Consider the following 25,439-nt stretch of genomic DNA (forward strand, 5'->3'; position numbering starts at 1 on the left):
ATGCCAGGCACCATCTACCAGCGCACCCAAGATCCCTACCAACTGACACATGTATCGGGACTTCACCACTGACAGATGTCATGGGACTGAATAGTCAGGTGCTGACGGAAACTGTCCAAGATTGCGAGCTGTGGCGGGTGAAGCTGCCTGGGTCGCGCCGCCGACGAGCAGTTGATCTCTGTCTTCACGGGAGATCAACGGACTCGGCGGCCAGTCGGGCAGCTCGCATGGTCAGGTAGAGCTGTTCTGGGCGGCTGCTCGTGCGGGCGGCGGCGATCCGGTAGTCGGCGATCGCCTGGGCCTGGTCGCCGGCCATCTCGTGCAGGTGGGCGCGGGCGGCGGCTAGCCGGTGGTGTCCGGCCAACTGCGGGTCGTGGGTCAACGCGTCGAGGGCGGCCAGGCCGGCGGCGGGTCCGTGCACCATGGCCGTCGCCACGGCCCGGTTGAGGGCCACCACCGGGCTGCCGGCCAAGCGTTCCAGCACCTCGTAGAGCGCCAGGATCTGCGGCCAGTCGGTCTGCTCGGTGCTCGACGCCTCGTCGTGCAGGGCGGCGATGGCGGCCTGTACCTGGTACGGACCGACCGGCCCGCGCGGCAGGGCCTGGGTGACCAGTGCGATGCCCTCGGCGATCGCCGTCGCGTCCCAGCGGCTGCGGTCCTGATCGGCCAGTGAGATCAGCTCGCCGGAGGGCCCGGTTCGCGCCGGGCCGCGTGCCTCGGTGAGCAGCATCAACGCCAGCAGCCCGGCCGATTCGCTGTCGTTCGGCAGCAGCGTGTGCAGTGCGCGGGTCAGCCGGATCGCCTCGGCCGCGAGGTCGACGCGGCGCAGGTCCGGGCCCGTGGTGCTGGTGTGCCCCTCGGTGAAGACCAGGTACAGCACCTGTCGTACGGCGATCAGCCGGTCCGCCCGCTCCGCCGGCTCGGGCATCCGGAACGGCAGCCCGGATGCCCGGATGCGCTGCTTGGCCCGGCTGATCCGCTGGGCCATCGTCGCCTCGGGCACCAGGAACGCGCGGGCGATCTCGGCGGTGGTCAGCCCGCCGACGGCGCGCAGTGTCAGTGCCACCGCCGACGTCGGCGCGAGCGCCGGGTGGCAGCAGAGGAAGAGCAGGACCAGCGTGTCGTCCCGCTCGGCGGTCAACTCCTCGTCCGGGGCTGGCGCGTACCGCTGGTCGTCCGGATCCCGGCGGGCGACCAGGTCCTCCCGGCGGCGTCGGGCCTGCTCCCCGCGGACCAGCTCGATCATCCGCCGGTAACCGACCTGGATCAGCCAGCCACGGGGGTTCGCCGGTAGTCCCTCGGTCGGCCACTGGGTGGCGGCGCCCAGCAGGGCCTCCTGCACCGCGTCCTCCGCCGTGGCGAAGTCACCGAAGCGGCGGCTGAGCACGCCGAGGACCTGCGGCGCCAACTCGCGCAGCAGGTCCTCGATGCGGGGATCGGTGTTCAGCCCCTCACAGCTCCTCTGCCGGGGCGGACATCACCGGGTGCACCTCGATCGGCATGTTCAGCGGCCGGCCGCCGGGGCCGGGTGCCGTGGAGATGTGCGCGGCCAGCTCCACGGCCCGCTGCGGGCTCTCGCAGTCGACGATCCAGAAGCCGGCCAGGAACTCCTTCGTCTCGGCGAACGGCCCCTCGGTGACCACCGGTGCCCCGCCCTCACCGGCGCGGACGATCCGGGCCTGGTGCGGGCCGCCGAGGCCCTGCCCGTCGACCCACTCGCCGGCGGCGGTGAGCTTGGCGTTGACCTCGCCCATGAAGGCGATGTGCGCCCGGACCTCGTCCTGGGTCCAGGTGTCGATGCTCGGGAAGTCGGTCCCGGCGGCGCTGAACTGCATCAGCAGCATGTACTTCATGGTTGGCTCCTCACGCCTGCGCACCGTCGTCGGTGCTCTCACCCTGAGGTAGAAGCCGGCACCGCCGTTCTCGACACCCCGAGCAAAGAAATTTCTAGTCGACGGCGTCGACCTCCAGCACCAGACTTTGCTCCGGGTGCAGAGCGGGCAGCTGCACACCCACCCGGGCCAGCGCCGCCCCGCTGAGGGTGAGACCAGCTGCCAGCCAGGTGGGTGGGGACAGGTCGATGCTCGCCGGGGCCGGTACGCCCGACACCTGTCGCACCCGGTACCGCCGGCCCGGGTCGAGGCCGGGCAGCCGCACCGCGCCGGGCACCTGCGTCACCGAGGTGGCCAGCCGGGCCACCGCGTACACCGCTCGGGTGTTGTCGTGATCAACCACGCCGTGCGCCCAGACGGCCGGGTCCGGGTGATCGACCCGGACCACCCGACCGGCGTGCAGCAGCGGGCGCAGCCGCTTGTGCAGCGCCACCCAGGCGGCCAGCTCGGTCTGCTCGGCGGCGCTGATCGAGGCGATGTCCCACTCGATGCCGTGGTGGCCGAAGAGCGCCGTCGCCGCCCGGAAACCCAGGTCATGTACGCGGTTGGTGGTGTGCGAGCGTTCCGGGCCGACGTGGGTGCCGATCAGCTCCGGTGGCAGCAGCAGCCCCGTCCAGCGTTGGATGCTGAGCCGCTCCAGGGCGTCGTTGCAGTCGCTGGCCCAGACCCGGTCGGTACGCGCCAGGATGGCCAGGTCCACCCGGGCCCCGCCGGACGAGCAGCTTTCGATCTCCACACCCGGGTGCCGATTGCGCAACTCGTCGAACAGCCGGTAGACCGCCAGGGTCTGCCCGTGCACCCCGGGGCGGCCATGGTGCCCGGCCTCGGTGAGGTCCCGGTTCTGGTCCCACTTGAGGTACCGGATGCCGGGGTGGTCGGTGAGCAGCGTGTCGAGTCGTTCCAGCACATAGTCGTACGCCTCGGGGCGGCCCAGGTCGAGCACCTGCTGGTGACGCCAGGCCGGCGGCAGCCGCCCCGGCACGGCGAGGACCCAGTCGGGGTGCGCGCGGAACACGTCCGAGTCGGGGTTGACCATCTCCGGCTCGACCCAGAGGCCGAACTGGAGGCCCTGGCCGGTGACGTGGTCGATCAGCGGTTGCAGGCCGTCCGGCCAGACGCCCTCGTCGACGTACCAGTCGCCGAGCCCGGCGGTGTCGTCGCGCCGGCCGCGGAACCAGCCGTCGTCGAGCACGAACCGCTCCACGCCGATCTGCGCGGCCCGGTCGGCGAGAGCCCGCAGCCGGTCCAGGTCGTGGTCGAAGTAGACCGCCTCCCAGACGTTGAGGGTCACCGGGCGGGGGTAGCGCGGGTGCCCGGGGCGGGCCCGGAGGTGGCTGTGCAGCACGTCGCTGAGCCCGTCCAGACCGGTGTCGGACCAGACCGCGTAGAGCAGGGGAGTCTCGTACGACTCGCCGGGGTCGAGCCGGACCTCGCCGGGGGCCAGCAGCTCGCCGCCGCCAAGGGTGGACTCGCCGGTGGGCCGACGTTCGGCGAACGTGACGTGGTCGCCGCTCCAGGCGGTGTGCACCGCCCAGACCTCGCCGTGGCCGAAGCCGAACCCGGTGGTGCCGGCCACCAGCAGCAGAGTGGCGTCGTGCCCGGTACGGCCGTGCCGCCCCTCGCGGACCCAGGCGCCGTGCTGCCACGGGTGCCGCTGCGGCGACCGTTCCCGACACCACCGGCCGGTCAGGTCGAGCAGTTCCGTGGCGACCGCCGGCACCGGCAGCACCGGCGTCAGCTCCCGCAGCTCGTACGCGCTGTCGCCGTCGTTGCACAGCCGGTGTCGAACGGTCAGCAGGCCGTACGGGTCGAGCGTGATCTCGATGGTCACTGTCAGCCCGGCGGCCGAGTCCGACGCCCGGACGGTCACCCGTGCCGGTCCGTCGGCGGGCTGGTCGACATTGAGACCGTCCAGCCGGAACGCGGTGGACCAGTCGGCGCCGTCGCGGTGCCCGGCCAGGCCGGGCCGCCCGCTCCAGCCGGCGCTCACCTCCGGCAGCAGGGACAGCACGGTCGGCTCGTCGAAGCTGCTCGGCACCACCGGCGGTACGGTCGCGTCGGTGAGCTGGCGCAGGCCGTCGTCGTCGAGGTCGCCGACGTCGCCGCCCCAGTGCACGACCCGGGGCAGCCCCGGGCCGCGCGCGTCGAGCACCAGGCTGGTCCGCGCGCGGCGCAGGTGCAGGATCGTCATCCTTTGGAGGCCCCCAAGGTCAGGCCCCGAACGAAGTGCCGCTGGAGCATAAAGAAGATCACCAGGGTGGGGATCGCGACGAGCACGCTGCCCGCCGAGACCAGGTTGTTGTCGGTGAAGAACTCACCGCGCAGGTTGTTGAGCGAGCTGGTCACCGGGAACTTGTCGCCGGTGCGCATGAGGACGGTGGCCCAGAAGAACTCGTTGTAGATCCAGGTCACCTCCAGCGTCGCCAGCGCGGCCAGGGCCGGTCGGCACAGCGGCATGGTGACCTGCCAGTACTGCCGCCAGATGCTCGCCCCGTCGACCATCGCCGCCTCGTACAGGTCACGGGGCAGCGCCTTCATGTAGTTGCTGAGCACGAAGACACAGAAACCACACTGGAAGGCCACGTTGATCAGGATCAGGCCCCAGTAGCTGTCGTAGAGCAGCTCCGAGTCACTCATGAACTCCGGAAGCGGCACCTCGGTGAACAGCCGGAACAGCGGGATGAGCAGCGCCTGCTGGGGCAGCAGGTTGGCCGCGGTGAAGATCCCGAGCAGGACGAGGTTGAGCTTCCAACTGAACCGGGCGATGACGAACGCCACGCAGGAGGCTAGGAAGAGGGTCAGCAGCACCGCCGGCACTGTGATGTACACCGAGTTGAGGAAGTGCTGCCCGAACTCCGCCGTCCGCCAGGCGGTGACGTAGTTGTCGAAGGTCCAGCCGCCGAAGGAGACATAGCCGTTCGCGGCGGTGTAGTCGTACGAGCGCAGCGAGGTCAGCACCGCCCAGGCGATCGGGAAGAGCCAGGCCAGCGAGACGACGATGAGGAAGCCGTGCAGCAGGATCCGTAACGGGGTCAGCTTGCGGCGGCGCGGCGGCGCGTCGGCCCCGCCCTCGGTACGCCGGGTGACGGTCGCGGTGCTCATTCCCGGTTCTCCCTCATCACGGTCGCCAGGTAGATGGTGATGAAGACCAGCGAGACGACCAGCATGATCGTTGCCAGTGCCGAGCCGAAGCCGATCCGGCTCGCCTCACCCACCACGTTCTGGGTGACCAGCGCGGAGATCAGCTCCAGCCCGTTGCGGCCCTTGTTGACCACCCAGACCAGGTCGAACGCGCGCAGCGACTCGATCACGGTCACCACCAGCACGATGATGTTGATGGGTCGCATGACCGGGAACACGACCCGGAAGAACGCCCGGCTCTCCGATGCGCCGTCGACCGCTGCGGCCTCGCGCAGCGACGGGTCGACGCCCTTCAGGCCGGCCAGGTAGAGCAGCATGATGTACCCGACGTGCCGCCACCCGGAGGCAACCATCACGGCCCAGATGTTGACGTTCGAGTCGCCGTACCAGTCGATGCTGGTGCCGAAGACGGCGTTGATCAGCCCCTGGTCCCGGGAGTAGAGCAGCTGCCAGACGAAGCCGATCAGCGCCAGCGAGAGCACCACCGGCAGGTAGAGCGCGGTCTGGTAGAAGCGACTGCCGCGCAGTTCCTTGTCCAACAGCACGGCCAGGAACATGCCGAAGGGGGTGGCGACCACGAACAGCGCCGCCAGCCAGAGCAGGTTGTGCTGGACCGCCGGCACGAACGGCGGGTAGATGTTCACCACGTCGCTGTAGTTGCGGGCGCCGACGAACTCGATCTCGTTGAGGGGGCCGATGCCGTCCCAGTTGGTGCCGGAGAGCAGCACGGTGGCCGCCGCCGGCAACCAGACGAACCCGGTGACGAGCAGCAGTGGGACGAGCACCATCAGCGTGATGACCACGCGGTCGGTGCGGGACAGGAGCCGTAGCCGTCGGCGACGACCACCCGTGGAGGTGGTCGTCGCCGGCGGCGGCACGGCGCGATCCGCTTGGATCAGGGGCAGGTCGGACACGATGTCCTCCCCCTTCCGCCGTCAGTCAGTGAAGATCGACTTTTTCTGGTTCTCGATGGACGAGGTGAGCCCGCCGATGTCCTTGGGGTTCTTGATGAACTGCTGGAGCGCCGGGATGATCACCGTCGAGGCGAAGTCCGGCCGGGTGTCCCGGTCGAGGAACTGGGCGATCTCGGTGGCCGACCCGACCAGCTCGGCGGCCTTCTTCTGCAGGGCGGTGTAGCCGCTGACGTCCGCGCTGGTGTTGGCCACCAGGGTGGCCGGGTCGTTCTTGACGGTGATGTCCGCGGCGTCCTTGCCACCGAAGTACTCCAGCAGCTTGCGCGCGTTGTCCTCGTTCTTGGGCTTGCGGGCCATCATGTAGCCGTCGATCGGCGCGTCGAGCGCCTTGGCACCGATGGCCGGGTCGATCTCGGGGAAGGTGAAGAAGTCGAGGTCGCTCTGCTCCTCGTTGCTGAACTGCTGACCGACGAAGAGGCCGAGCAGGTACATGCCGCTCTTCTTCTGCTGCAACGACTGCGCGGCCTCCTGCCAGGTGCGGCCGAGGCTGTCCGGCTGGTGCAGGGGGAGCAGGCCGGCCCAGGTGTCGAAGACCTTCTTGACCTTGTCGGAGGTCCAGGCCTCCTTGCCGGCCATCAGGTCGATGTGGAACTGGTAGCCGTTGATGCGCAGGTTGAGGATGTCGAAGGTGCCCATCGCCGGCCAGCCGTCCTTGTCGGCGAAGGCGATCGGGATGAGGCCGTCCTTCTTCATCCGCGCGCCGAGGTCGGTGAACTCGGTGATGGTCTTCGGCACCTGGTAGCCGTACTGCTGCCACACCGACTTGCGGTAGAAGACCGCCCACGGGTAATACGTCGCCGGTACGAAGTACTGTTTGCCGTCGTCGCCGGTGGATGCCTTCTTGAAGGCGTCGGAGTAGCCGGAGAGCTTGCCCCACACGTCGCTGATGTCGCTGGCCAGGCCCTTCTGCGCGAAGAAGCGCATCCGGTAGCCGGCGAACCAGGTGAACACGTCGTCCGGCTTGCCCTGTAGGTAATTGTTGATGTTCTCCTGGAACGTGTTGTGGTCGACCGTATTGACCGCGACCTGCACGCCGGACGAGGTCTTGAAGCCGTCGGTGACCTTGACCAGAACGTCCTTCGGCTTCGGGTCGGACTGGTTCGAGCCGAGCGACACGTCCTTGCTGGACCCGCCGGAGCCGGAGTCGTCGCCGCAGCCGGCGAGCAGGCCGGTACCGAGCAGCGCGCCCGTGCCGGCCGCGCCGGCCAGCAACGATCGTCGGTTGATGCCGGCGACTGAGGGCGGTACGAGCCGAGCCAGGTACTCGGCTTGGGATTGGGGACGGGACATCTGTGCCTCCTGCGGATGAGAAGGAGCTACGCCCAAGGGCCTCAGGGTGGTGAAGGCAGGTCCAGCGTTGTGATCACACATTGAGATCCACCGAGAATCCACATTGGCGAACACGAACGGCCATTGGGGCCTCAAGCTACCCTGCGGCCGGGCGCTGTCAAGAGGGCAGTTCGCCTCTGATAACCCAGTCGTGACACGGCCGTTACCTGGTAAACGTTGGAAAGAAGCTCGATGTTGGAACCTGTTGACTTCCGTGCTCAGGCGGGTGCACCCTCAGCTGTCATGCGGCGATGGCAGGGTGACAGCATCTATTTCGGCGGCGACTACAACCCCGAGCAGTGGCCCGAGGAAACCTGGTCCGAGGACGTCGACCTGATGCGCCTGGCCGGGGTCAACCTGGTCTCCGTCGGCATCTTCTCCTGGGCGTTGCTGGAGCCCACCCCGGGGCGGTTCGAGTTCGGCTGGCTGGACCGGGTGCTGGACCTGCTGCACGCCGGTGGCATCCAGGTCGACCTGGCCACCGCCACGGCCAGCCCACCGCCGTGGTTGGCCCGCGAGCACCCGGAGACGCTGCCCCGCCGGGCCGACGGCGCGATCCTCTGGCCGGGGGGACGACAGGCGTACTGCCCCAGCTCACCGGTTTTCCGCGAGCGGTCGCTGGAGCTGGTGCGCGCGGTCGCCGGCCGGTACGCCGACCATCCCGCCGTGGTCATGTGGCACATCTCCAACGAGCTGGGCTGCCACAACGTGCACTGTTACTGCGATGTCAGCGCCGAGGCGTTCCGCGGCTGGCTGCGCGAGCGCTACGGCGACCTGGACAGGCTCAACGACGCCTGGGGCACCGCGTTCTGGAGCCAGCGCTACGGCGACTGGGCCGAGGTCAACCCGCCGCGCGCCGCGCTGACCTTCGCCAACCCGACGCAGCAGCTGGACTTCCTGCGGTTCTCCTCCGACGAGCAACGCGCCCAACTGCGCGCCGAGCGCGAGGTGTTGCAGACGCTGGTCCGGCAGCCGGTCACCACCAACTTCATGATCGGCTTGGGCATCAAGCACATGGACTACAACTCCTGGGCGTCCGACGTGGACCTCGTCTCCAACGACCACTACCTGGCCGCCGCCGATCCGCAGGCGCACCTCGGGCTGGCGTTCGCCGCCGACCACACCCGGGGCGTCGCCGGCGGTGACCCGTGGTTGCTGATGGAGCACTCCACCAGCGCGGTCAACTGGCAGCCGCGCAACGTGGCCAAGCTGCCCGGGCAACTGCGCCGCAACAGCCTCGCGCACGTCGCCCGCGGCGCCGACGGGGTGCTCTTCTTCCAGTGGCGTGCCTCCCGGGCCGGCGCGGAGAAGTTCCACTCCGCGCTGGTGCCGCACGCCGGGCCGGACACCAAGGTGTTCCGCGAGGTCTGCCAGCTCGGCGCGGACCTCAAGGCCCTCGCGGAGATACGCGGCAGCCGGGTGGACGCCGACGTGGCGATCCTGTTCGACTGGGAGGCGTGGTGGGGTGTCGAGTTGGATTCGCACCCCAGCGTCGACGTCACCTACACCGACCGGCTCAAGGCCCTGTACGACTCGCTCTGGCGGGCCGGCGTGACCGCCGACATCGTCCACCCGTCGACCGACCTCAGCGGCTACCGGCTGGTCCTGGTGCCGACCCTCTACCTGGTCCGCGACGCCGACGTCGACGCGCTGCACCGGTTCGTCGAAGCCGGTGGCACGGCGGCGGTCACCTACTTCAGCGGCATCGTCGACGCCAACGACCACATCCGGCTGGGCGGCTACCCGGGCGCGTTCCGGGAGTTGCTCGGCGTCCGGACCGAGGAGTTCTTCCCGCTGCGCGAGGGCGAGCAGGTCCGATTGGACGACGGAAGCACCGCCGACGTGTGGACCGAGTGGGTGCACCCCAACGGCGCCGAGGTGCTCGCCTCGTACACCGATGGGCCCTTGCCGGGCGTGCCGGCGCTGACCCGGCGCCGGGTGGGCGACGGCGCCGCCTGGTATGTCGGCACCCGCCTGGACGAGCCGGCCACCGATCGACTGGTGGCTCGGCTGCTCGCCGAGGCCGGCGTCAGCCCGACGGTGTCGGCGCCGTCCGGGGTGGAGGTGGTCCGCCGCCGTGACGGCGACCGGACCTGGCTGTTCGCCATCAACCACACCGACACCGAGGTACGCCTGCCGGTGCACGGCGTCGAGCTGCTGACTGGCGCACCATGTGCCGGTGAGCTGACGGTGCCGGCCGGTGAGGTTGCCGTCGTCCGAGAGGACCGGGCCGATGCCTTCGCTGTGAGAGAGGTTCTCTGAGTTGCTCGCCCAACAACGGCAGACCGCCATCCTCGATCTGATCCGCCAACGCGGTGGTGTGCGGGTGAGCCAGTTGGTCAGTCGGTTCGGTGTGTCCGACATGACGATCCGGCGTGACCTGGAGGTGCTGGCCGAGCGCGGCCTGGTCGACAAGGTGCACGGTGGCGCGACCCTCGCCGGTCCGGGCTCCGCCGAGGAGCCCGGTTTCGCCGCGAAGTCGATCCGCCAGCAGGCGGAGAAGCGGGCCATCGCCGAGCGGGCGGCGACGATGGTGGAGCCGGGAATGGCCATCGCGCTCTCCGCCGGCACCACCACCGCCGCGCTGGCCACGCTCCTCTCCGACGTACGCGGGCTGACCGTGGTGACCAACTCGATCCCGGTGGCCGACGCGCTCTACCAGAACCCGCGCGCCGACCAGACCGTCGTGTTGACCGGTGGCATCCGCACCCCGTCGGACGCGTTGACCGGTCCGGTGGCCGAGGCGGCGATCAGCGCGCTCAACGTCGACCTGCTGTTCCTCGGTGTGCACGGCCTCAGCCCACGGACCGGCTTCACCACGCCCAACCTGCTGGAGGCCGGCGTCAACCGTTGCCTCATCGGTGCGGCCCGCCGGCTCGTGGTGCTCGCCGACCACACCAAGTGGGAGACGATCGGCATCGCCACCATCGCCCCACTGGAGGCCGCCGACGTGCTGATCACCGACGTCGGACTGCCGACGGAGGCCCGCACCACGATCGGCGAACAGGTCGGCGAACTGGTGATCGTGGAACCCGACTGACCACGCATCCTCGCCGGACGGTCTGTACACCCACCTATACGGCAGACCAGGACGCGAACAAGGGAGTACGGCCATGATTGCCCTCAAGGTGCGACTCGCTGCGATCGTCGTCGTGGGCCTGGCCCTGGTCGGGATGCTGAGTTGGCTGGCCGGCGCGTGGCCCGCCGACCAGACCCGGGGCGCCGAGCGCGCCGGCAGAGTCGAGCGCCACGCCCGCCTGACAGCACGCGTGCCGCACCGGTTGCCGGACCCCGCCCGGCCCTCTAGTGGTCGTTCAGCATGAACAGGAGCGTTCGATGCTCCAGGTCCACGAACACCACCCGCCGGCGTGGCGACGGCAGTGTCTCGTTGTAGATCTCACTGTGCAGCCAGCGGGGCTTGGCCGGGAGGAACGGTACGAGGTCCGGTCGCACGTCCGTGGGCGTGTGTGAGTGTCCCAGCTCAGCCGGGTCGATGGATGGGAACGGAACGAACGCGAACTGCTCGGCCAACCTGTGCGCGTCCTGCGGACGCAGCGCGATGACGCCCTGGTACTCCCAGTCCGTCGGACCTGGCACCCGTGAGCACGGATCGCCCAACGCGCGCGCCTGCCAGTGAACCTCCGAATACTCACCGACATGCGGAGGGTCCTCCGGTGGACCCCAGCGGCTGACCCGGAGCTTCGCCTCGTCGGCCTGTCGTTGCTCCTGGCATCCACGCGTCTCGTCCACGGCTGCCGCGTCGCATCCCGCCACCAACAGCAGCGCCACCGCCGCAGCGAGCACGGCTGGACGTGCCCGTCTCCCCGTCTTCATCGCCCAGACTGTAGATCCGTGTGTGGACCGTCGTCAGGCAGGCAGACCGACGTGGCCGGCCTCCCGCGCATCGGCGCTCGGCGGATCGCGCCGCCGTCGACGATCCGGCCAGTCGCCGGTCCGGTGGGCTGCGCAGCCGAGGGTCGAACGCCTGATTCGCTTGCGACATCAGCTCCAAAGGCTCGTCGACCGACATCAGCCCTGGGCTGACGCTGAGCCGGAAGGCGCTGAGCGGGAACGCGCTGATCGACTCGGCGCCGGCGCTTCACAGCCACCTCACAGGGGTGCTGGATAAGGTGCCGTTCGAGTCAACGTCCGACTCCAGCCTGGAGCGGTCGGCGTCGCACAGGAGTTCCGATGGTCTTCAAGAAGATGTTGAGCGCGTTCGGTGTGGGCGGTCCCAGCGTGGACACCGTGCTGACCAACCCCAACACCCGCCCCGGCCTGACCCTCGACGGGCAGGTCAACCTCGTCGGTGGCGACGCTGAGGCAGCCATCGAGCAGGTGGTGATCGGCCTGGTCACCCGGGTCGAGGTCGAGGGACACGACACCGAGTACGCGGGCACGATGGAGTTCCACCGCATGGCGGTCAGCGGTCCGCTCCAGCTCGCCCCGAAGCAGCAGCTCTCGATCCCCTTCCAGCTGCCGGTGCCGTGGGAAACCCCGATCACCGACGTGTACGGCCAGCGCCTGCACGGCATGACGATGGGTCTGCGTACCGAGCTGGCGATCGCCCGCGCGGTCGACAAGAGCGACCTGGACCAGGTGGCGGTGCACCCGCTGCCGGTGCACGAGCGGATCCTGGAGGCGTTCCAGCGGCTCGGCTTCCGGTTCAAGCACGCCGACCTGGAGCGTGGTCACATCCGGGGCGTGCAGCAGACGCTGCCGTTCTACCAGGAGATCGAGTTCTTCGCCTCCCCGCAGTACGCGAGCACAATCCGGGAGGTCGAGCTGACCTTCGTGACCAGCCAGCGTGGTGTGGAAGTCATCCTGGAGTGCGACAAGCGCGGTGGGTTCCTCAGCGCCGGGCACGACGCGTTCGGCCGCTACCAGGTGTCGCACACCGACGTTGACCGCGTGGACTGGGCGCAGGTCGTCGACGGTTGGCTGCGCGAGACCACGTCCCGCTACGGCAGCCTGCGCTCCCAGTACGGCCCGAGCCACGGCCACGGTCACAGCCGCGGGCACGGCATGGGCGGCATGGTGGCCGGCGCCGCGCTGGGTGTCGCCGGCGGCATGATCGCCGGCGAGATGATCGAGGAATCGTTCGAGGGTGACTTCGGCGACTTCGGCGGCGACGAGTAGCCGTTACAACCATGACAGTGGCCTCCGGGAGGATCTCCCGGAGGCCACTGTGCACTGTGAACCGGTCAGTGCCGGGCCTTGCGCTCCTCGCCGCTGCGCCAGTTGCTGCCGGCCTTGGCCAGGCCACGGCTACCGAGGTAGCCAAGCGTCAGCAGGGTGATCAGGAACCAGGCGTTGTCGGCCCGGAAGATGTCCACCCCGGCGGAGTTCTGACCGACGACCTGCGACGCGCCCAGTACGGCGGCCACCGCGATCAGGTAGATCCAGAACTCGGTGGTCTTGAACGCCTGCTTGGTCTCCGTACCGGGTGCCTGCATGTCGTTGCGGCGCCCGTCATGCATGACCGGCATCTGCTGGGTCTGCATGTCCCGCATCTGAGCGGGGTTCTGCGGGTCGTTCATGGGCCGGTTCATCGGCCGGGTGGAAGCAGCCTGCGTGCTCATCTGGTCCTCCTCAGGATGCGATGAGTCGTACCTGCATTCCCTCGCCCCGCTACCGCGTTTCGGCCACGGCACGGTTCGCTTTCGTGGCGGGGACAACCCCCGACTACCCGAGGCCCCAGAGCAGGTAACACCGATCGCCGGCCGAGAATCCGGCCGGCGATCGGGTGGTCGACGGGGTCAGCGCAGGCCGTTACGGGTCGCCACGCTCACCAGAAGGCCCGGGTCGTCGGTGATGATGCCGTCGACGCCCAGGTCGATGACCCGCTGCATGATCGTCGCGTCATCCACGGTGTACGGGATCACCTTCAGGGCGTACCGCGTCTGCAGGGTTCGGACGTCCGGTCCGTGGAAGTATGCCGGGTTCTCCCGCAGGTACCAGTCGGTCGAGGCGACGGTGCCCTGCTTCGGGTCGTGCACCTGCCAGTTGGCGGAGACCGTGCCAGCGCCCGCCGCCCGGGTCAGCTTGCCCAGGTCCTGGTACTTCCACCAGTCCAGTCCACCGGTCCACGGGCTCTTCACCGACGGGTTGCCGTAGACCGCCTCCAGCGAGCACTCGTCGGCGAGGGTCGCGCACTCGTCCGGGCCGTACTGCCAGACCAGGCCTACCGTGCCGATCCGCCGGTCGAGCTGCCGGGCGTACGTGATGGTGCGCCAGTCGAACGACTGGATGGTGGCCCGGCTGGTGAAGCCGGCCCGCTGGATCGCGTCGACGAGCTTGCGGGTGAAGCTGCGGTACGGCTCGGTGTCGTTCACCACCGGACTGATCTTCGTTTCGATGTTCATTCCGATGTCGGTGCGGCCACTCGCCTTCACCAGGGCGAAGACCTCGTCCAGGGTCGGGATCCGGGCACCGGGCGCGGGCACCTGGGCGGGCAACTCGGGCAGGGTCTTCGTGCCGCAGTCCACGGTCTTGAGCTGCGCCAGGGTCAACTCGTGCACCGGCTTGCCCACGTACGGGAACTTCCGGTCTCCCGGGCGCACCGGGGCGGTGTCGACGCAGTGCGACCCGTTCACGGTGCGATCGTGCAGCACCACCAGCCTGCCGTCGGCCGTCACGTTGGTGTCCAGCTCGAGGGTGGAGATGGCCCGGTTGGACAGCGCGTTCGCGAACGCCGGCAGGGTGTTCTCCGGCCGGGTGGCCCGACCGCCCCGGTGCGCCTGGATGTCGAACGGCGCGGTGTACGCCTTCGGCAGCCGGTAACCACGCTGCGCCAGCACGCCGCGCAACCGGTCCGGGTAGTCGGTGATCATGCCGTCCACGCCGTCGTCGATCAGCTTGGTCATCGTCGGCACGTCGTCGACCGTCCACGGGATCACCTTGATCCCGTAGCGGTGGGCCTGGGCGACCATCTCCTTCGTGACGTACGGCTTGTAGCCCGGATCGGTGACCGTGCCGTTCTGCGGGGACCCGTGCACCGGCGAGAAGGCGCTGGCGCCGAAGCTGCGAATCGCCTTGATCGGGTCGCCGCCGAAGTCGTCGATGTCCAGCCCGCCCAGCCACGGGGACGCACCCTGCTGACCGGTCTGGAGGAAGTCGTAGTTGGTCAGGGCGACCAGGGGCAGCTTCGGCTCGACCTGACGCATGCGCATCAGCGCGCCCCAGTCGAAGCTCTGGATGGTGACCTGCTTGAGCAGCCCGGCCGCGCGGATCTCGGCCGCGGTGACCCGGACGAACTGCTCGCGGGGGGCGGTCTCGGTCGGCGCGCCAGCCTCGACCTTGGTTTCGACGTTGAGCTTCACGTCCTTCGCCCGGTAGCGGTTGACGAGCGCGAAGACCTCACGCAGCAGCGGCATCCGGGCACCGGGGACGGCGAGCTGACCGGGCTTGTCCGGCAGCGTCTTGGAGCCGCAGTCGAGCGAGCGCACCTGGGCCAGGCTGAGCGTGTTGATGTACTTACCGACGTAAGGGAACTCCGGGTCGCCGGGCGTCACCGGGGTGGTGTCGACGCACTTGGTGCCGGTGACCTTGCGGTCGTGGGTGACGACGGCCTGGCCGTCCTCGGTGATCTGCACGTCCAGTTCGAGGGTGCTCACCCCGAGCTGGAGGGCGTTGCCGAAGGAGGCGAGGGTGTTCTCCACCCGCAACCCGAGGCCGCCCCGGTGGGCCTGCACGTCGAATGTCCGGTCCGGTCGTGGCTTCGCCTGGGCGGGCACCGCGAGCCCGGTCGTCACCGTCGCGGCCACCAGGGCCGCGACGGCGGTACGGCGTACTGTGCGCACGCTGTCATCCCCTCCTGCCGGCGGGCATCTCCCACCGGTCGCGGGACAGCATGGACATCTCGGGCTGCGGGCAGGCGGCCAGCGGGCGGCGCGACGGTGAACCGCCGTGGGCGACCTCCCCGGTCACGCCGGGTTTGGTCGGCCGGTGGCCGGGCACGCAGTCAGTTCCACAGCTTCTGCGAGGTGATGATCGTGCGTGAGGACGACATGCGGCAGGACGCCGCCCGCCAGGCCGAGGATCGGATCGCCGGAGGCGTGTACGGCAAGGGAGCCGTCGAAGAGGTGACGGTGCCCCGCACCGATGTGGAGAGTCAGATCCAGCGCGATGACCCGTTCGACCCGGCGAAGGAACGGATCGACCCGCAGGTGCTGCGCGACGGTGGTCCCGTCGGCGGGCAGGGCGCGGTGACCACCACCGGTGGCACCGCCGGGCCGGCGAGCGTACGCCGGGTGGCCCGACAGCCGGAGCGACACCCGGGCACTGTCGCACCGACCACCACCGGTGATGCCACCACCGGCGGTCTGAGCACCCCGATGGGCGGTGGCACCAGCGACCAGTCCACGTCCGCAACCGCCCCGGCAAAGTCCATCAGGGACAAATCCAACGACTAACCCCACCCACCCACCCGCCCCCTTGGCGGCGTGATCATGAGGTTGACGTGGCTTACGGAGATCACAGTCCACGTCAACCTCATGATCGACTCAGAGGGTGGGGGTGGGGGTGGGGGTGGGGCGGAGGACTCCTAGGCGTTGGGTGGCGCGGGTGAGGGCTACGTACAGGTCGCTGCGCCCGCGGGGGGACTCGGCCACCATCCGGTCCGGGTCGACCACCAGCACCGAGTCGAACTCCAACCCCTTGGCCTGCGCGACTGTCAACACCACCACCCGGCTCTCCAGCTCCGGATGCTCGCCGACGGCGGCCTCCGGCAGGGCGGCGGTCACCGCCGCGCCCAACTCGCCCACCCGGCCGGCGGGCACGAGCACACCGAGCCGCCCTTCGGTCAGCCCGGCCGCCTCCCGGGTGGCCTCGGCGACCAACTCCGCCGCCAACCGACCGTCGGGCACCGTCCGGTCCCACGGCGGTACGCCGCTCTCCCGCACCGAGCGCGGCGGTCGCAGCGCCGGGTCGATCTCGGCCAGTACGTCGGCGGCGACCGCCATGATCTCGGCGGGAGTGCGGTAGCTGACCGTCAGCTCGGTGAGCCGCCACCGCTGCTCGACGTACGGGGCGAGGGCATCCGCCCAGGACGGCGTGCCGCTCAGCGCGCCGGTCTGTGCCACATCCCCGACAATTGTCATCGACCGGCTCGGGCAGCGGCGCATCAGCAGTCGCCAGGCCATCGGCGAGAGCTCCTGCGCCTCGTCCACGATCACGTGGCCGAACGCCCAGGTACGGTCGGCGGCGGCCCGCTGCGCGGTGGTCAGCCGGTCGGCCTCCTCCTGCCGCTCCAGCAGCCGATCCGCGTCGATCAGGTCGGTCACGCCGAGGATCTCACCGCCCTCGGCCTCGTCCTCGACGTCGATCGAGCGGGAACCCCGGGCGATCTCCAGCACGCCCTCGGCGTACTCCCGTTCCATCATCCGGATGCGGTCCCGCCGGGCGGCGGCGGCGCGTTCGTCCTCACCGAGCAGTTCGGCGGCCTCGTCCAGCAGCGGGACGTCGGCCGGCGTCCAGCCACCGCGCTCGCGCCGCAGCAGCGCCCGCTCGTCCTCGCTGAGCATCGGCGCGGCGGCGGCGATCCGGTCCGGGTCGGCGTACAGGTCGGCGAGCAGCCGCTGTGGGGTGAGCACCGGCCACAGCCGGTCCAGGGCGGCCTGGATCTCCGTCTCCTCGCGCAGTTCGCGGCGGATCTCGGCCCGGTCCGCCTCGTCGAGGAGGTTGTCCCCGCCGAGCGGGTCGGCGCCGATCCGTTCGGCCACCTGGTCGGCGAGCGCGTGGACGATCTCCACGTCGAACAGCGCGCGGGACAGGTTGTGCGGTCGGTCGGCGCGGCGGACCCGGTCCCGGGCCGCGCGCACGATCTCCGGGTCGAGGGTCAGCGTCTCCCGCTCGACCTCGATCTCCAGCGGCTCGTCCGGCACCCACTGCCGGTCCCGTACGGCCAGCGCCAACACCTCGGCCAACACCGCCCGGCCCTTGAGCGCCGCGGTCTCGGCCGGCTCGGTCCGTTGCGCACTCACCCCGGGAAAGAGATCCCCCTGGGTACGCAGCAGCACGCCGGTCTCGGCCAGCGTCGGCAGCACCTGGGAGATGTAGCGCAGGAAGGTCGCGTTCGGGCCGACCAGCAGCACACCGCGGCTGGAGAGTTCCCGGCGGTGCGTGTAGAGCAGGTACGCCGCACGGTGCAGCGCGACAGCGGTCTTGCCGGTACCGGGACCGCCCTGGACCACCATCACGCCCGGGAGTTCCGCGCGGATGACCTCGTCCTGCTCGGCCTGGATGGTCTCGACGATGTCGCGCATCCGGCCGGTACGGCCCGCGTTGAGTGCGGCGAGCAGCGACGCCTCACCGGTCAGCTCCTCGTGGGCGCCGGGGGAGGCGGTGTCGATGTCGAGGACCTCGTCGTTGAGCCCGGTCACCTTGCGCTGCCGGGTGCGCAGGTGCCGGCGACGGCGTACGCCCTGCGGGTTCGCGGCGGTGGCGAGGTAGAACGGGCGTGCGGCGGGTGCCCTCCAGTCCATCAGCAGCGGGTCGTAGTCGCCCCTGGTGTCGAAGATGCCGATCCGGCCGATGTAGCGGCGGGAGTCGTCATCGCCGTCGAGACGGCCGAAGCAGAGCCCGTTCTCCACGGCGGAGAACTGTTCGACCTGATCGGCGTACATCGCTACCGAGCTGTCGCGCTGCGAGCGGTCCTGGAGGGTGCCGCCGGTGTTGTGCAGCTCGGCGGTGAGCCGGTGGGCGGCCTGCTCACGCAGTTGGTCCAGCCGGTTGTAGAGCATCGAGACGTACTCCTGCTCGCGACCGATCTCGTCGTCGAGCGGCAATTCGCCGGAACCGCCGGAGTGCCTTGACAAGCCGTCTCCCTAAAGATTAGAATCCTTTGCAGGAACGGCTTTCAGCCGTTCTTTTTTGTGCCTTCGAACTGTTGAAGATAGCGCGTTCCGCCGGTTCTCACCAAGCCGGGCGGTCCGGCGCGCCGGTGATCGCGAGGTGGCGGCGGATGATCCTGCGGACCGGGCAACGGATGGTTTTCATCGGGGACAGCATCACCGATTGTGGTCGACGTGACGTCGCCGCGCCCTACGGCAGCGGATATGTGAGTCTCGTGCGCGCCCTGGTCGACGCGCGGCACCCGGAGTTGGAGCTGGAGTGGGTCAACCGGGGTGTGGGCGGCGACACCGTGCGCGACCTGGCCGCCCGCTGGGACGACGACGCCATCGCCGAGCGCCCCGACTGGCTCGCGGTGCTGATCGGCATCAACGACATCTGGCGGCACTACGGTGACCGGCCGGATGAGGCCGTCGGCATCGAGGAGTACGAGCGAACCCTGCGTGACCTGCTCCGTCGGGCGGTCGACGCCACCGGCTGCCGACTGATCCTCGGCGACCCGTTCTTCATCGAGGCCGACCGGAGCGTCCCGCAACGCGCCGACACCGACCGGTACGCGGCGGTCGTGGCGGGGCTGGCCACCGAGTTCGACGCGGTGCACGTGCCCAACCAGGCGGCGTTCGACCGGGTGCTGGCGGTGAGTCCGGCGACGCGCTGGGCCGATGACCGCGTCCACCCGCACCTGCCCGGCCACGCGGTCCTCGCCGACGCGTACCTCAGCGCCCTCGGCGTCTCCTGACCTCGGCCTGACCCAGAGAAAAAGCGCCGGACCGACCGTCAGGTCGACCCGGCGCGAACACCGCGGAGATCAGCCGCGCGCGGCCTGGTAGAGCCGCTCCGGCGTCACCGCTCCGGCCAGCACCCGGCCGTCGTCGGTGAGCAGGACGCTGAACAGTTTGCTGGTGAGGAGCCGACCGCTGCCCCAGTCACCACTGACCGCCGGCAGCCCGCCGAGCAGCTTCGACATGTCCAGGTCCGGCCCGGCGCCGGCCGGGGGAGCGGCCGGCTTCGTGGCGGGCTTGCGGCCGACATCGGCCCCGTCGAGGCGGCCAACCAGCACGGTCGTCCAGCCGTCGCCGACCGCGCGGACCTGCGGGTCACCCTTCGGCTCGACGTGACCGGGCTTGCCCGTGGGGCGTTCGGCCTTCTCCTCGTTGACCGTCACGCCGGGCGGCGGGTTGAAGCGGAACTGGTCAGCGTCGGGGCGGCGGTAGTCGACCTGGGTGAAGGCCACCTCGAACGCCGGCCGGTCGCTGCCCTTCGCGAGCACCTCGAAGCGCAGCGGCACATGCTGCTTGGCGTCGATGGCGATCCGCAACTGGTGCACCAGGGAGTCCTGGTCGCGCGGCTGGAGCACCAACTCGTACGCGTCGCGGCCGGCGACGGTGGCCGACCGGCCCACGCTGACCTCGGTGGTCGGGTCGATCGCGTCCAACGCCAGGTCGGCGGCCTGCTGCGGGGTGGCCGGCAGGCTCGCCGCCGGCTCGGGGGCGGGCTTCCAGGCCCCGGCGTCTCCGCCCAGCGTGCGGTGGGTGGCGGTGTTGCTGCGACTCTGCCACGTCCACAGGTCCCGGCCGTTGCGGATGATGTCCTGCTCGCCCAGCGTGTCCATCAGCGCGACCCGCTGCTGGTCCGGCCCGGAATACCAGACCCGCAGGGTGTGGGTGCCGGTCAGCAGGGTGGTCAGCTCGTTGCCGGGAACCAGCCCGACGAGGGGCGGCAGGCCGAGGTCGGCGCGTTGCACGACGGTCCCGGACAAACCCTCCAGCCGGGATGTCTGCAGGTCGACCAGGAGCTGAGCGGCGGTTCGGGGCGGCAGGCTCGGCTCGGCCTCGGCGGCGAACGTGCCGATCGCCGCGCCACCGCCGATGACGGCGACGGCCGCGGTGGCCGGAACCAGCCAGCGAAGGACGGGACGGCTTCTCAGGACGGACATGGTGGCACCTCCTGCGGCCATCTTGCCTCGCCCGTGCTGTGAACGCGCTGAGGACACCGAACCGCGCCGATTGACCCGGGTGGCACCCTTGAGCTGTGCGGGTGCTGGTGGTGGAGGACGAGGCCCGGTTGGCGGCCGCCCTGCAACGCGGTCTCCAGGCGGAGGGGTTCGCGGTGGACGTGGCGGCAACCGGCCCGGCGGGCCTGGACGCGGCCCGGCACGGCGGGTACGACGCCATGATCCTCGACGTGATGCTGCCCGGCCTCTCCGGGTACGAGTTGGTCCGGCGGCTGCGCGCGGAGCAGCACTGGTTGCCGGTGCTGATGCTGTCCGCCAAGGACGGCGAGTACGACCAGGCCGACGGCCTCGACTGCGGCGCCGACGACTACCTGACCAAACCCTTCTCGTACGTGGTGCTGCTGGCCCGGCTGCGGGCCCTGCTGCGTCGGGGCGCGCCGGAGCGCCCGACCGTGCTGGCGGTTGGTGACCTGCGGCTGGACCCGGCCCGCCGGCGGGTGACCCGGGCGGACGCCGAGGTGGCGCTGACCGCGCGGGAGTTCGCGCTGCTGGACTACCTGATGCGCCGGCCAGGCCAGGTGATTTCCAAGGTCGAGTTGTTGGACCACGTCTGGGACGCGAGCCTGGAGACCGCGCCGAACGCCGTCGAGGTCTACGTCGGCTACCTGCGCCGCAAGCTCGGCCGGGACCGGCTGGAGACGGTCCGGGGCGCCGGCTACCGGCTGGCGACGTGACCGCCGACGGCCCGGCACCCACCCGGGCCAGGCTCGGCTGGATGCCGGTCCTCGGGCTGCGCGGGCGGCTCATGGCGATCGGTGTGGTCGGTCTCACCATCGGGCTGGCCCTGGGCGGGGTGGTGCTGCTCGGCGCGCTCAGCTTCGTGCTCCAGCGCACGGTCGACACCGAGGCGTTCCGCACCGCCGACGCGGTCGCCCTGCTCGCCGCCGAGGACGCGCTGCCCGACCCGCTGCCGGTGGCTGGGGGGCAGGTCCGGGTGCAGGTCGTCGACGGGCAGGGACGAATCCGGGCGGCCTCGATCGACGCCGACCGTCTGGTGCCGATGGTCCGACCGGAGCGACTGAACCGCGACGGTCGGCAGCGGTTGGAGGTGCCGGCCGAGCGGGTCGGGCTCGTCGGCCCGGTCCGGGTGGTCGCCGTACCCGCCGGCACCGCGGCCGACCCGCTCACCGTGCTGGTCGCCCGCTCGATGGCCGACGTGCGGCACAGCACCCATGTGGTCCGGACCATCCTGCTGGTGGCGTTCCCGCTGCTGGTGGCCGTGCTGGCCGGAGTGGCGTGGCGGGTGGTGGGGGCGACCCTGCGGCCGGTCGAGGCGTTACGTCGAGGTGCCGAGGAGATCACCGGGAGGGCCGGCGCCGGCCGGCTGCCGGTGCCGGCGTCGGCCGACGAGATCCACCGTCTGGCGGTCACCCTCAACGGCATGCTGGGCCGGCTGGAGTCCGCCCGCGTCCGGCAGCGGGCCTTCGTCTCCGACGCCGCACACGAGCTGCGCAGCCCGTTGACCAACATCCGGACCGAGCTGGAGGTTGCCCAGCGCCTCGCCGACCGGACGGACTGGACGGCGTTGACCGCCAACCTGCTCGCCGACACCGACCGGTTGAGCCGTCTGGTCGACGATCTCCTGCTGCTGGCGCGGCTGGACGAGGCCCCGCCAACCCGGGGGACCGGCCCGGTGGAGCTGGGCGCGTTGCTGACCGAGGTCGCCGCCCGCTACCCGTCGCCGCCGGTGCGGGTGAGGCTGCCGGCCGGCCCGCTCTGGACGATCGGCACCGTCGAGGAGTTGCGTCGCGTGCTGGCCAACCTGGTCGACAACGCGGTACGGCACGCGTCCGGCAGTGTCGTGCTCGCCGCCGAGGCGACGTCGACGGAGGGCTCCGCGGTCAGGCCTGGCGTCGGGGCGTACCACCTGGTGACGGTGACCGACGACGGCCCGGGGATCGCGTTGGCGGACCGGGAGCGGGTCTTCGACCGGTTCACCCGGCTGGATGACGGACGGGCCCGCGACGACGGGGGCGCCGGTCTGGGGCTGGCCATCGTCCGGGAGTTGGTCCGACGCGCGGGCGGCAGCATCACCCTGACCGACGCGCCGGAGCAGCGAGGACTACGGGTGGGCCTGCTGCTGCCAGCGTTGCCGGCCGAGGACGGCCAAAGGTAGACGGTCCGTGACGGCGGCCTCCCCCCAACCGCCCACCGATCCCCCTTTGCTCTGCACCCGCGGATGCGACAGCTACGCAACGTGATCATTGCCGACGCGTGTTGTAGCGGCGGTCGCGACGTTTCAGCTGCTCATCCGAGGTGGTGCGTATAGGTAAGCAGAGCAAAGCCTGGGCCGGAGTTGTGGGCGGGGCGTCGGGCGTGACGGCGTGTCACGACGGGCTCGTCAACGGGTAGCCCACGCTGAGTGAGGTCTGCGGGGCGTAGCCGGCGGGGCAGTGGTGGGCGGGGCAGTGGCGGGCGGGGCAGTGGTGGGCAGGGCAGTGGCGGGCGGGGCAGTGGCGGGCGGGGCAGTGGCGGGCGGGGCAGTGGCTTGCGGGTCAGCGGCGGCGGGTGCAGACCTGCTTGGAACGGGCCACGGTGTCGGTGGACCAGGCGACGGCGACGGTGAAACAGAAGTCGGTGGTGCGGTTGAGCGCGTAGATGACGAAGCTGGTGGTGCCGGCGGGCAGCGTCGCGAAGATGTTGTGGGTCTGGCCGGTGCGACCGCCAGCGATGACCACCGGGCCCTCGCCGCCGGTCGGATAGGTCCAGTTCAGCGCGATGCTGTCCCGGTTGTCGCGCAGGGTCACCGCGCTGGGTGGGGTGCCGGGTGGCGCCGCGGCGGCAGCCGACGTGGGTGCCGTGCCGCCCGGGGCGGGCGCGGTGCCGGCCGGCGTGCCGGCGGTGGGGGAGGCGCTGGCGGGCGGCGGGTTCGGTTCGTCGTCGCCGTCGACCCGGGCCACCCCGGCGATCACCGCTGCCGCGCCGAGGAGCACCACGACCACGCCGGCCACCAGCACCGGTACCAGCCGGTTGCGCTGCTCCGGCGGCGCGCGGTGCACGGGCACCGGCAGCAGCCGCGACGGCGTGTACGGCTCGATCTGCGCGGACGGGTCGGACGATTGGTACGGGTCGGGCTGCGCGTACGGGTCGGACGGTTGCGGCTGGTCGGACGGCGGGTTCGGGTCGGGCGAGCCGTACGGGTCGGCGGGTCGGTGCAGCCGGTAAACCCCGGGCTGCTCCTCCGTGCCGCCGGCCAGCCCGACCACCGACGGGGGCACCGGAGGGTCGGTGGGGTGGGGCGACGGCTCGTCCGACGCTTCGGTCGACCATCTGCTGCCCGTCGACCCGAGCGCCTCGTCGGAGGGCAGCCGGGGATTCGGCACCGCCCCGGCGTGGTGGGTTGCGGCTGCCTGCGGGTGGTAGCCGGATTCGGCCGGCCCGTCGCCGTGCGGTGGGACGCGGGCGGCCGGCACGACCGGCGTGTCCCGAGCTGTGGGCGGGTTGTCGGCGCAGGCGTGGTCGGGACTGGCCGCCGCCCGGGCCAGCGCCGCCACCTGGGTGGCCAGCGGGTCGTCGGCGGGCAGGTGCTGGCGGCACAGCTCACGGGCGAGCGCCAGGTTGTCGTGTGCCTCGGCGAACTGCCCGCAGTCGCGCTGCATCGCTCCGAGCCGCGCCAGCATCTTGATGCCGCTGGGGTGCCCGTCGCCGTACACCTCGCGGTGCAGCTCCCAGGCGTCCTGGAGGCGGTCGCGGGCCACCGTGCACTGGCCGCGCGCGTACTCGACGGTGGCCAGGTCGGCGTGCGCGGCGAGCACCCGCAGGGACTCCGGGCCGTCCTGCGCGGTCAGCTCGATGATGACTTCCTGGTAGAGCCGCGCCGCCCGGGAGTGGCTGCCGACCCGGTGCAGCACCGCGGCCAGAGTCGCCGCCGCGGCCACCGTGCGCGGGTCGGCGCGGCCGTGCAGGCGGGTGGTGGCCGCGTACGCGAAGGCGGCCCACCCGCGTGCCGAGTGCGGCTCGCCGAGGGCGATCAGCACCCGCGCCTGGAGGCTGGCCGCCTCGGCCAGCTCGGGGGTGGCGTTGGCCGGGCGGGGGTCGGCGTCGGTGAGCGCGTCGGACAGCAGTTGCTGTGCGCCGGCCAGATCGCCGGAGGACACGAGGTGGTGCGCCTGATCAGTCAGTTCACCGAAGCCGGAAGACACGCCCCATCGTGCTCATCCGACGACGGTAAGTACAAGACCCGCGCCGGTGTCGATTGGTCAGGATCCGGTCAGGTGCTCGGCCAGGGTCTCGCTGATCCGGCGTAGCTGGTCGACCTGGGCGGGGCTCAACGCGTCGAACAGGTGTCGGCGTACCCCCTCGACGTGGCCGGGTGCGGCGGCCGCGAGGGTGGCGAAACCCTCGTCGGTGAGCAGCGCGATCTGCCCGCGCCGGTCGGTGGGGCAGTCCTCGCGGCGCACCCAGCCGGCGGCCTCCAGCCGGGCCACGGCGTGCGAGAGCCGGCTGCGGGACGACCCCGCAGCCTGCGCCAACTGGCTCATCCGCAGTTGACGACCGGGGGCCTCGGAGAGCTGGACCAGGATCTCGTAGTACGCGTGCGGCATGCCGGCGTCGCGTTGCAGCTCACGGTCGAGATTGTCCATCAGCACCCGGGAGGCGGTGAGGTACGCGCGCCACGTGCGCTGCTCGTCGGGGTCCAACCAGCGGGTCATGACCGCCATCATACTCCCGATGGTTGAATGTTCAACTAAACCGCGCTAGTCTCGGGTCATGGGTATTCATCGGCTCAACCACGCGGTCCTCTACGTCAGTGACCTCGCCCGCAGCGTCGCGTTCTACCGCGACGTGCTGGGCTTCCGCCCGGTGGCGATGACCCCGGACGGCTTCCGGGGCGCCACCTTCCTCCAGGCCCCCGACTCCACCAACGACCACGACCTCGGCCTCTTCGAGATCGGCGTGGGCGCCGGGCGGTCGACCGCCGGCCGATCCACCGTCGGCCTCTACCACCTCGCCTGGGAGGTGGACACGCTCGACGAGCTGGCCGCCACCGCCGAGCGGCTCGCCGCGGCCGGCGCACTGGCCGGCACCTCCGACCACGGCACGACCAAGAGCCTCTACGGCAAGGACCCGGACGGTCTGGAGTTCGAGGTGGTCTGGCTGATCCCTGCCGACCTGCTCGACGACACCGCGCTGGCCGCCCGCAAGCAGATCGGTCGGCTCGACCTGGACGCCGAGCGGCAGCGTTACGGCGGCCAGACCCGGGGCGGGGTGGGGATCTCCGTCCCGGCCTGACCGCCC

The 25,439-nt window shown here is 70.8% G+C and carries 21 protein-coding genes; 8 read left to right on the plus strand and 13 right to left on the minus strand.

From position 1 onward, the window contains the following. Positions 1–184: 184 nt before the first annotated feature. The 6 genes from ACFYP0_RS28050 to ACFYP0_RS28075 all read right to left on the minus strand — a co-directional run bounded on the left by ACFYP0_RS28050 (position 185) and on the right by ACFYP0_RS28075 (position 7,297). A complete protein-coding gene (locus ACFYP0_RS28050; protein ID WP_356980323.1) occupies positions 185–1,447 on the minus strand; it encodes an RNA polymerase sigma factor in 1,263 nt (420 codons plus the stop codon). Positions 1,448–1,451: 4 nt separating this feature from the next. Further along, positions 1,452–1,853 carry a YciI family protein gene (locus tag ACFYP0_RS28055; RefSeq protein WP_124861557.1) on the minus strand — a complete coding sequence of 134 codons (402 nt, stop codon included), beginning with the start codon at positions 1,851–1,853 and terminating at the stop codon, positions 1,452–1,454. Positions 1,854–1,947: 94 nt separating this feature from the next. Then, on the minus strand, positions 1,948–4,083 hold the full coding sequence (locus ACFYP0_RS28060; protein ID WP_356980250.1) for an alpha-galactosidase: 2,136 nt from the start codon (positions 4,081–4,083) through the stop codon (positions 1,948–1,950). Next, positions 4,080–4,994, minus strand: a complete 915-nt coding sequence (locus ACFYP0_RS28065; protein WP_112675491.1) for a carbohydrate ABC transporter permease — start codon at positions 4,992–4,994, stop codon at positions 4,080–4,082. Before ACFYP0_RS28065 ends, ACFYP0_RS28060 begins: the two co-directional genes overlap by 4 nt. Further along, positions 4,991–5,947: a carbohydrate ABC transporter permease gene (locus tag ACFYP0_RS28070; protein ID WP_356980252.1), complete on the minus strand. Its 957-nt coding sequence runs from the start codon at positions 5,945–5,947 to the stop codon at positions 4,991–4,993. The genes ACFYP0_RS28065 and ACFYP0_RS28070 overlap by 4 nt, the downstream gene beginning before the upstream one ends. A 21-nt stretch (positions 5,948–5,968) precedes the next feature. Beyond that, positions 5,969–7,297: an ABC transporter substrate-binding protein gene (locus tag ACFYP0_RS28075; RefSeq protein ID WP_124861545.1), complete on the minus strand. Its 1,329-nt coding sequence runs from the start codon at positions 7,295–7,297 to the stop codon at positions 5,969–5,971. A 282-nt stretch (positions 7,298–7,579) separates the two neighbouring features. Here ACFYP0_RS28075 and ACFYP0_RS28080 point away from each other — a divergent pair, with 282 nt between their 5' ends. Then, entirely contained in the window at positions 7,580–9,598 is a 2,019-nt protein-coding gene (locus tag ACFYP0_RS28080; protein ID WP_356980255.1) for a beta-galactosidase, read from the plus strand. A gap of 1 nt (position 9,599) precedes the next feature. Then, a complete protein-coding gene (locus ACFYP0_RS28085) occupies positions 9,600–10,376 on the plus strand; it encodes a DeoR/GlpR family DNA-binding transcription regulator (RefSeq protein WP_124861536.1) in 777 nt (258 codons plus the stop codon). Between the two features lie 263 nt (positions 10,377–10,639). Here the strand turns inward: ACFYP0_RS28085 and ACFYP0_RS28090 are convergent, their stop codons facing one another. Continuing rightward, positions 10,640–11,170 carry a hypothetical protein gene (locus ACFYP0_RS28090; protein ID WP_356980257.1) on the minus strand — a complete coding sequence of 177 codons (531 nt, stop codon included), beginning with the start codon at positions 11,168–11,170 and terminating at the stop codon, positions 10,640–10,642. Positions 11,171–11,527: 357 nt separating this feature from the next. On the opposite strand from ACFYP0_RS28090, the gene ACFYP0_RS28095 reads away from it, so the two are divergent. Further along, positions 11,528–12,475: a sporulation protein gene (locus tag ACFYP0_RS28095; RefSeq protein WP_355495175.1), complete on the plus strand. Its 948-nt coding sequence runs from the start codon at positions 11,528–11,530 to the stop codon at positions 12,473–12,475. A gap of 65 nt (positions 12,476–12,540) precedes the next feature. On the opposite strand, the gene ACFYP0_RS28100 is transcribed toward ACFYP0_RS28095, so the two are convergent. Continuing rightward, positions 12,541–12,825, minus strand: coding sequence for a hypothetical protein (locus ACFYP0_RS28100; protein WP_373861193.1), 285 nt, complete (start codon positions 12,823–12,825; stop codon positions 12,541–12,543). 270 nt (positions 12,826–13,095) lie between these two features. Continuing rightward, positions 13,096–15,138, minus strand: coding sequence for a glycerophosphodiester phosphodiesterase family protein (locus ACFYP0_RS28105; protein WP_386998111.1), 2,043 nt, complete (start codon positions 15,136–15,138; stop codon positions 13,096–13,098). A 192-nt stretch (positions 15,139–15,330) separates the two neighbouring features. Between ACFYP0_RS28105 and ACFYP0_RS28110 the strand changes: the two genes are divergently transcribed. Next, on the plus strand, positions 15,331–15,750 hold the full coding sequence (locus tag ACFYP0_RS28110) for a hypothetical protein (protein WP_124861512.1): 420 nt from the start codon (positions 15,331–15,333) through the stop codon (positions 15,748–15,750). 90 nt (positions 15,751–15,840) lie between these two features. Here the strand turns inward: ACFYP0_RS28110 and ACFYP0_RS28115 are convergent, their stop codons facing one another. Next, on the minus strand, positions 15,841–18,153 hold the full coding sequence (locus ACFYP0_RS28115; RefSeq protein ID WP_386998113.1) for a HelD family protein: 2,313 nt from the start codon (positions 18,151–18,153) through the stop codon (positions 15,841–15,843). A 146-nt stretch (positions 18,154–18,299) separates the two neighbouring features. On the opposite strand from ACFYP0_RS28115, the gene ACFYP0_RS28120 reads away from it, so the two are divergent. Further along, positions 18,300–18,926, plus strand: coding sequence for an SGNH/GDSL hydrolase family protein (locus ACFYP0_RS28120; RefSeq protein ID WP_124853961.1), 627 nt, complete (start codon positions 18,300–18,302; stop codon positions 18,924–18,926). 69 nt (positions 18,927–18,995) lie between these two features. Here ACFYP0_RS28120 and ACFYP0_RS28125 read toward each other — a convergent pair whose 3' ends face one another. Then, on the minus strand, positions 18,996–20,123 hold the full coding sequence (locus tag ACFYP0_RS28125) for a LolA family protein (RefSeq protein ID WP_356980264.1): 1,128 nt from the start codon (positions 20,121–20,123) through the stop codon (positions 18,996–18,998). Between the two features lie 95 nt (positions 20,124–20,218). Between ACFYP0_RS28125 and ACFYP0_RS28130 the strand changes: the two genes are divergently transcribed. Next, positions 20,219–20,875: a response regulator transcription factor gene (locus tag ACFYP0_RS28130; protein ID WP_112585109.1), complete on the plus strand. Its 657-nt coding sequence runs from the start codon at positions 20,219–20,221 to the stop codon at positions 20,873–20,875. A gap of 71 nt (positions 20,876–20,946) precedes the next feature. Beyond that, positions 20,947–22,317 (plus strand): sensor histidine kinase, encoded by a 1,371-nt coding sequence (locus ACFYP0_RS28135; RefSeq protein ID WP_386998287.1) that lies wholly within the window; start codon positions 20,947–20,949, stop codon positions 22,315–22,317. 379 nt (positions 22,318–22,696) lie between these two features. On the opposite strand, the gene ACFYP0_RS28140 is transcribed toward ACFYP0_RS28135, so the two are convergent. Beyond that, positions 22,697–24,343 (minus strand): tetratricopeptide repeat protein, encoded by a 1,647-nt coding sequence (locus ACFYP0_RS28140; protein ID WP_356980266.1) that lies wholly within the window; start codon positions 24,341–24,343, stop codon positions 22,697–22,699. A gap of 57 nt (positions 24,344–24,400) precedes the next feature. Next, on the minus strand, positions 24,401–24,862 hold the full coding sequence (locus ACFYP0_RS28145; RefSeq protein ID WP_124862836.1) for a MarR family winged helix-turn-helix transcriptional regulator: 462 nt from the start codon (positions 24,860–24,862) through the stop codon (positions 24,401–24,403). A gap of 49 nt (positions 24,863–24,911) precedes the next feature. On the opposite strand from ACFYP0_RS28145, the gene ACFYP0_RS28150 reads away from it, so the two are divergent. Beyond that, entirely contained in the window at positions 24,912–25,433 is a 522-nt protein-coding gene (locus ACFYP0_RS28150; RefSeq protein ID WP_356980268.1) for a VOC family protein, read from the plus strand. The last annotated feature ends 6 nt before the right edge of the window (positions 25,434–25,439 follow it).

Source organism: Micromonospora arida (assembly GCF_042873195.1).
GTDB classification, from domain to species: Bacteria; Actinomycetota; Actinomycetes; order Mycobacteriales; family Micromonosporaceae; genus Micromonospora; species Micromonospora arida.

What these genes read in the sequence shown, in the direction of transcription:
- ACFYP0_RS28055 (WP_124861557.1), bottom strand. Translation starts at nt 1,853, where the DNA reads ATGAAGTACATGCTGCTGATGCAGTTCAGCGCCGCCGGGACCGACTTC.
- ACFYP0_RS28060 (WP_356980250.1), bottom strand. Translation starts at nt 4,083, where the DNA reads ATGACGATCCTGCACCTGCGCCGCGCGCGGACCAGCCTGGTGCTCGAC.
- ACFYP0_RS28065 (WP_112675491.1), bottom strand. Translation starts at nt 4,994, where the DNA reads ATGAGCACCGCGACCGTCACCCGGCGTACCGAGGGCGGGGCCGACGCG.
- ACFYP0_RS28075 (WP_124861545.1), bottom strand. Translation starts at nt 7,297, where the DNA reads ATGTCCCGTCCCCAATCCCAAGCCGAGTACCTGGCTCGGCTCGTACCG.
- ACFYP0_RS28080 (WP_356980255.1), top strand. Translation starts at nt 7,580, where the DNA reads ATGCGGCGATGGCAGGGTGACAGCATCTATTTCGGCGGCGACTACAAC.
- ACFYP0_RS28090 (WP_356980257.1), bottom strand. Translation starts at nt 11,170, where the DNA reads ATGAAGACGGGGAGACGGGCACGTCCAGCCGTGCTCGCTGCGGCGGTG.
- ACFYP0_RS28095 (WP_355495175.1), top strand. Translation starts at nt 11,528, where the DNA reads ATGGTCTTCAAGAAGATGTTGAGCGCGTTCGGTGTGGGCGGTCCCAGC.
- ACFYP0_RS28100 (WP_373861193.1), bottom strand. Translation starts at nt 12,825, where the DNA reads ATGCCGGTCATGCATGACGGGCGCCGCAACGACATGCAGGCACCCGGT.
- ACFYP0_RS28120 (WP_124853961.1), top strand. Translation starts at nt 18,300, where the DNA reads ATGATCCTGCGGACCGGGCAACGGATGGTTTTCATCGGGGACAGCATC.
- ACFYP0_RS28125 (WP_356980264.1), bottom strand. Translation starts at nt 20,123, where the DNA reads ATGTCCGTCCTGAGAAGCCGTCCCGTCCTTCGCTGGCTGGTTCCGGCC.
- ACFYP0_RS28135 (WP_386998287.1), top strand. Translation starts at nt 20,947, where the DNA reads ATGGCGATCGGTGTGGTCGGTCTCACCATCGGGCTGGCCCTGGGCGGG.
- ACFYP0_RS28145 (WP_124862836.1), bottom strand. Translation starts at nt 24,862, where the DNA reads ATGGCGGTCATGACCCGCTGGTTGGACCCCGACGAGCAGCGCACGTGG.
- ACFYP0_RS28150 (WP_356980268.1), top strand. Translation starts at nt 24,912, where the DNA reads ATGGGTATTCATCGGCTCAACCACGCGGTCCTCTACGTCAGTGACCTC.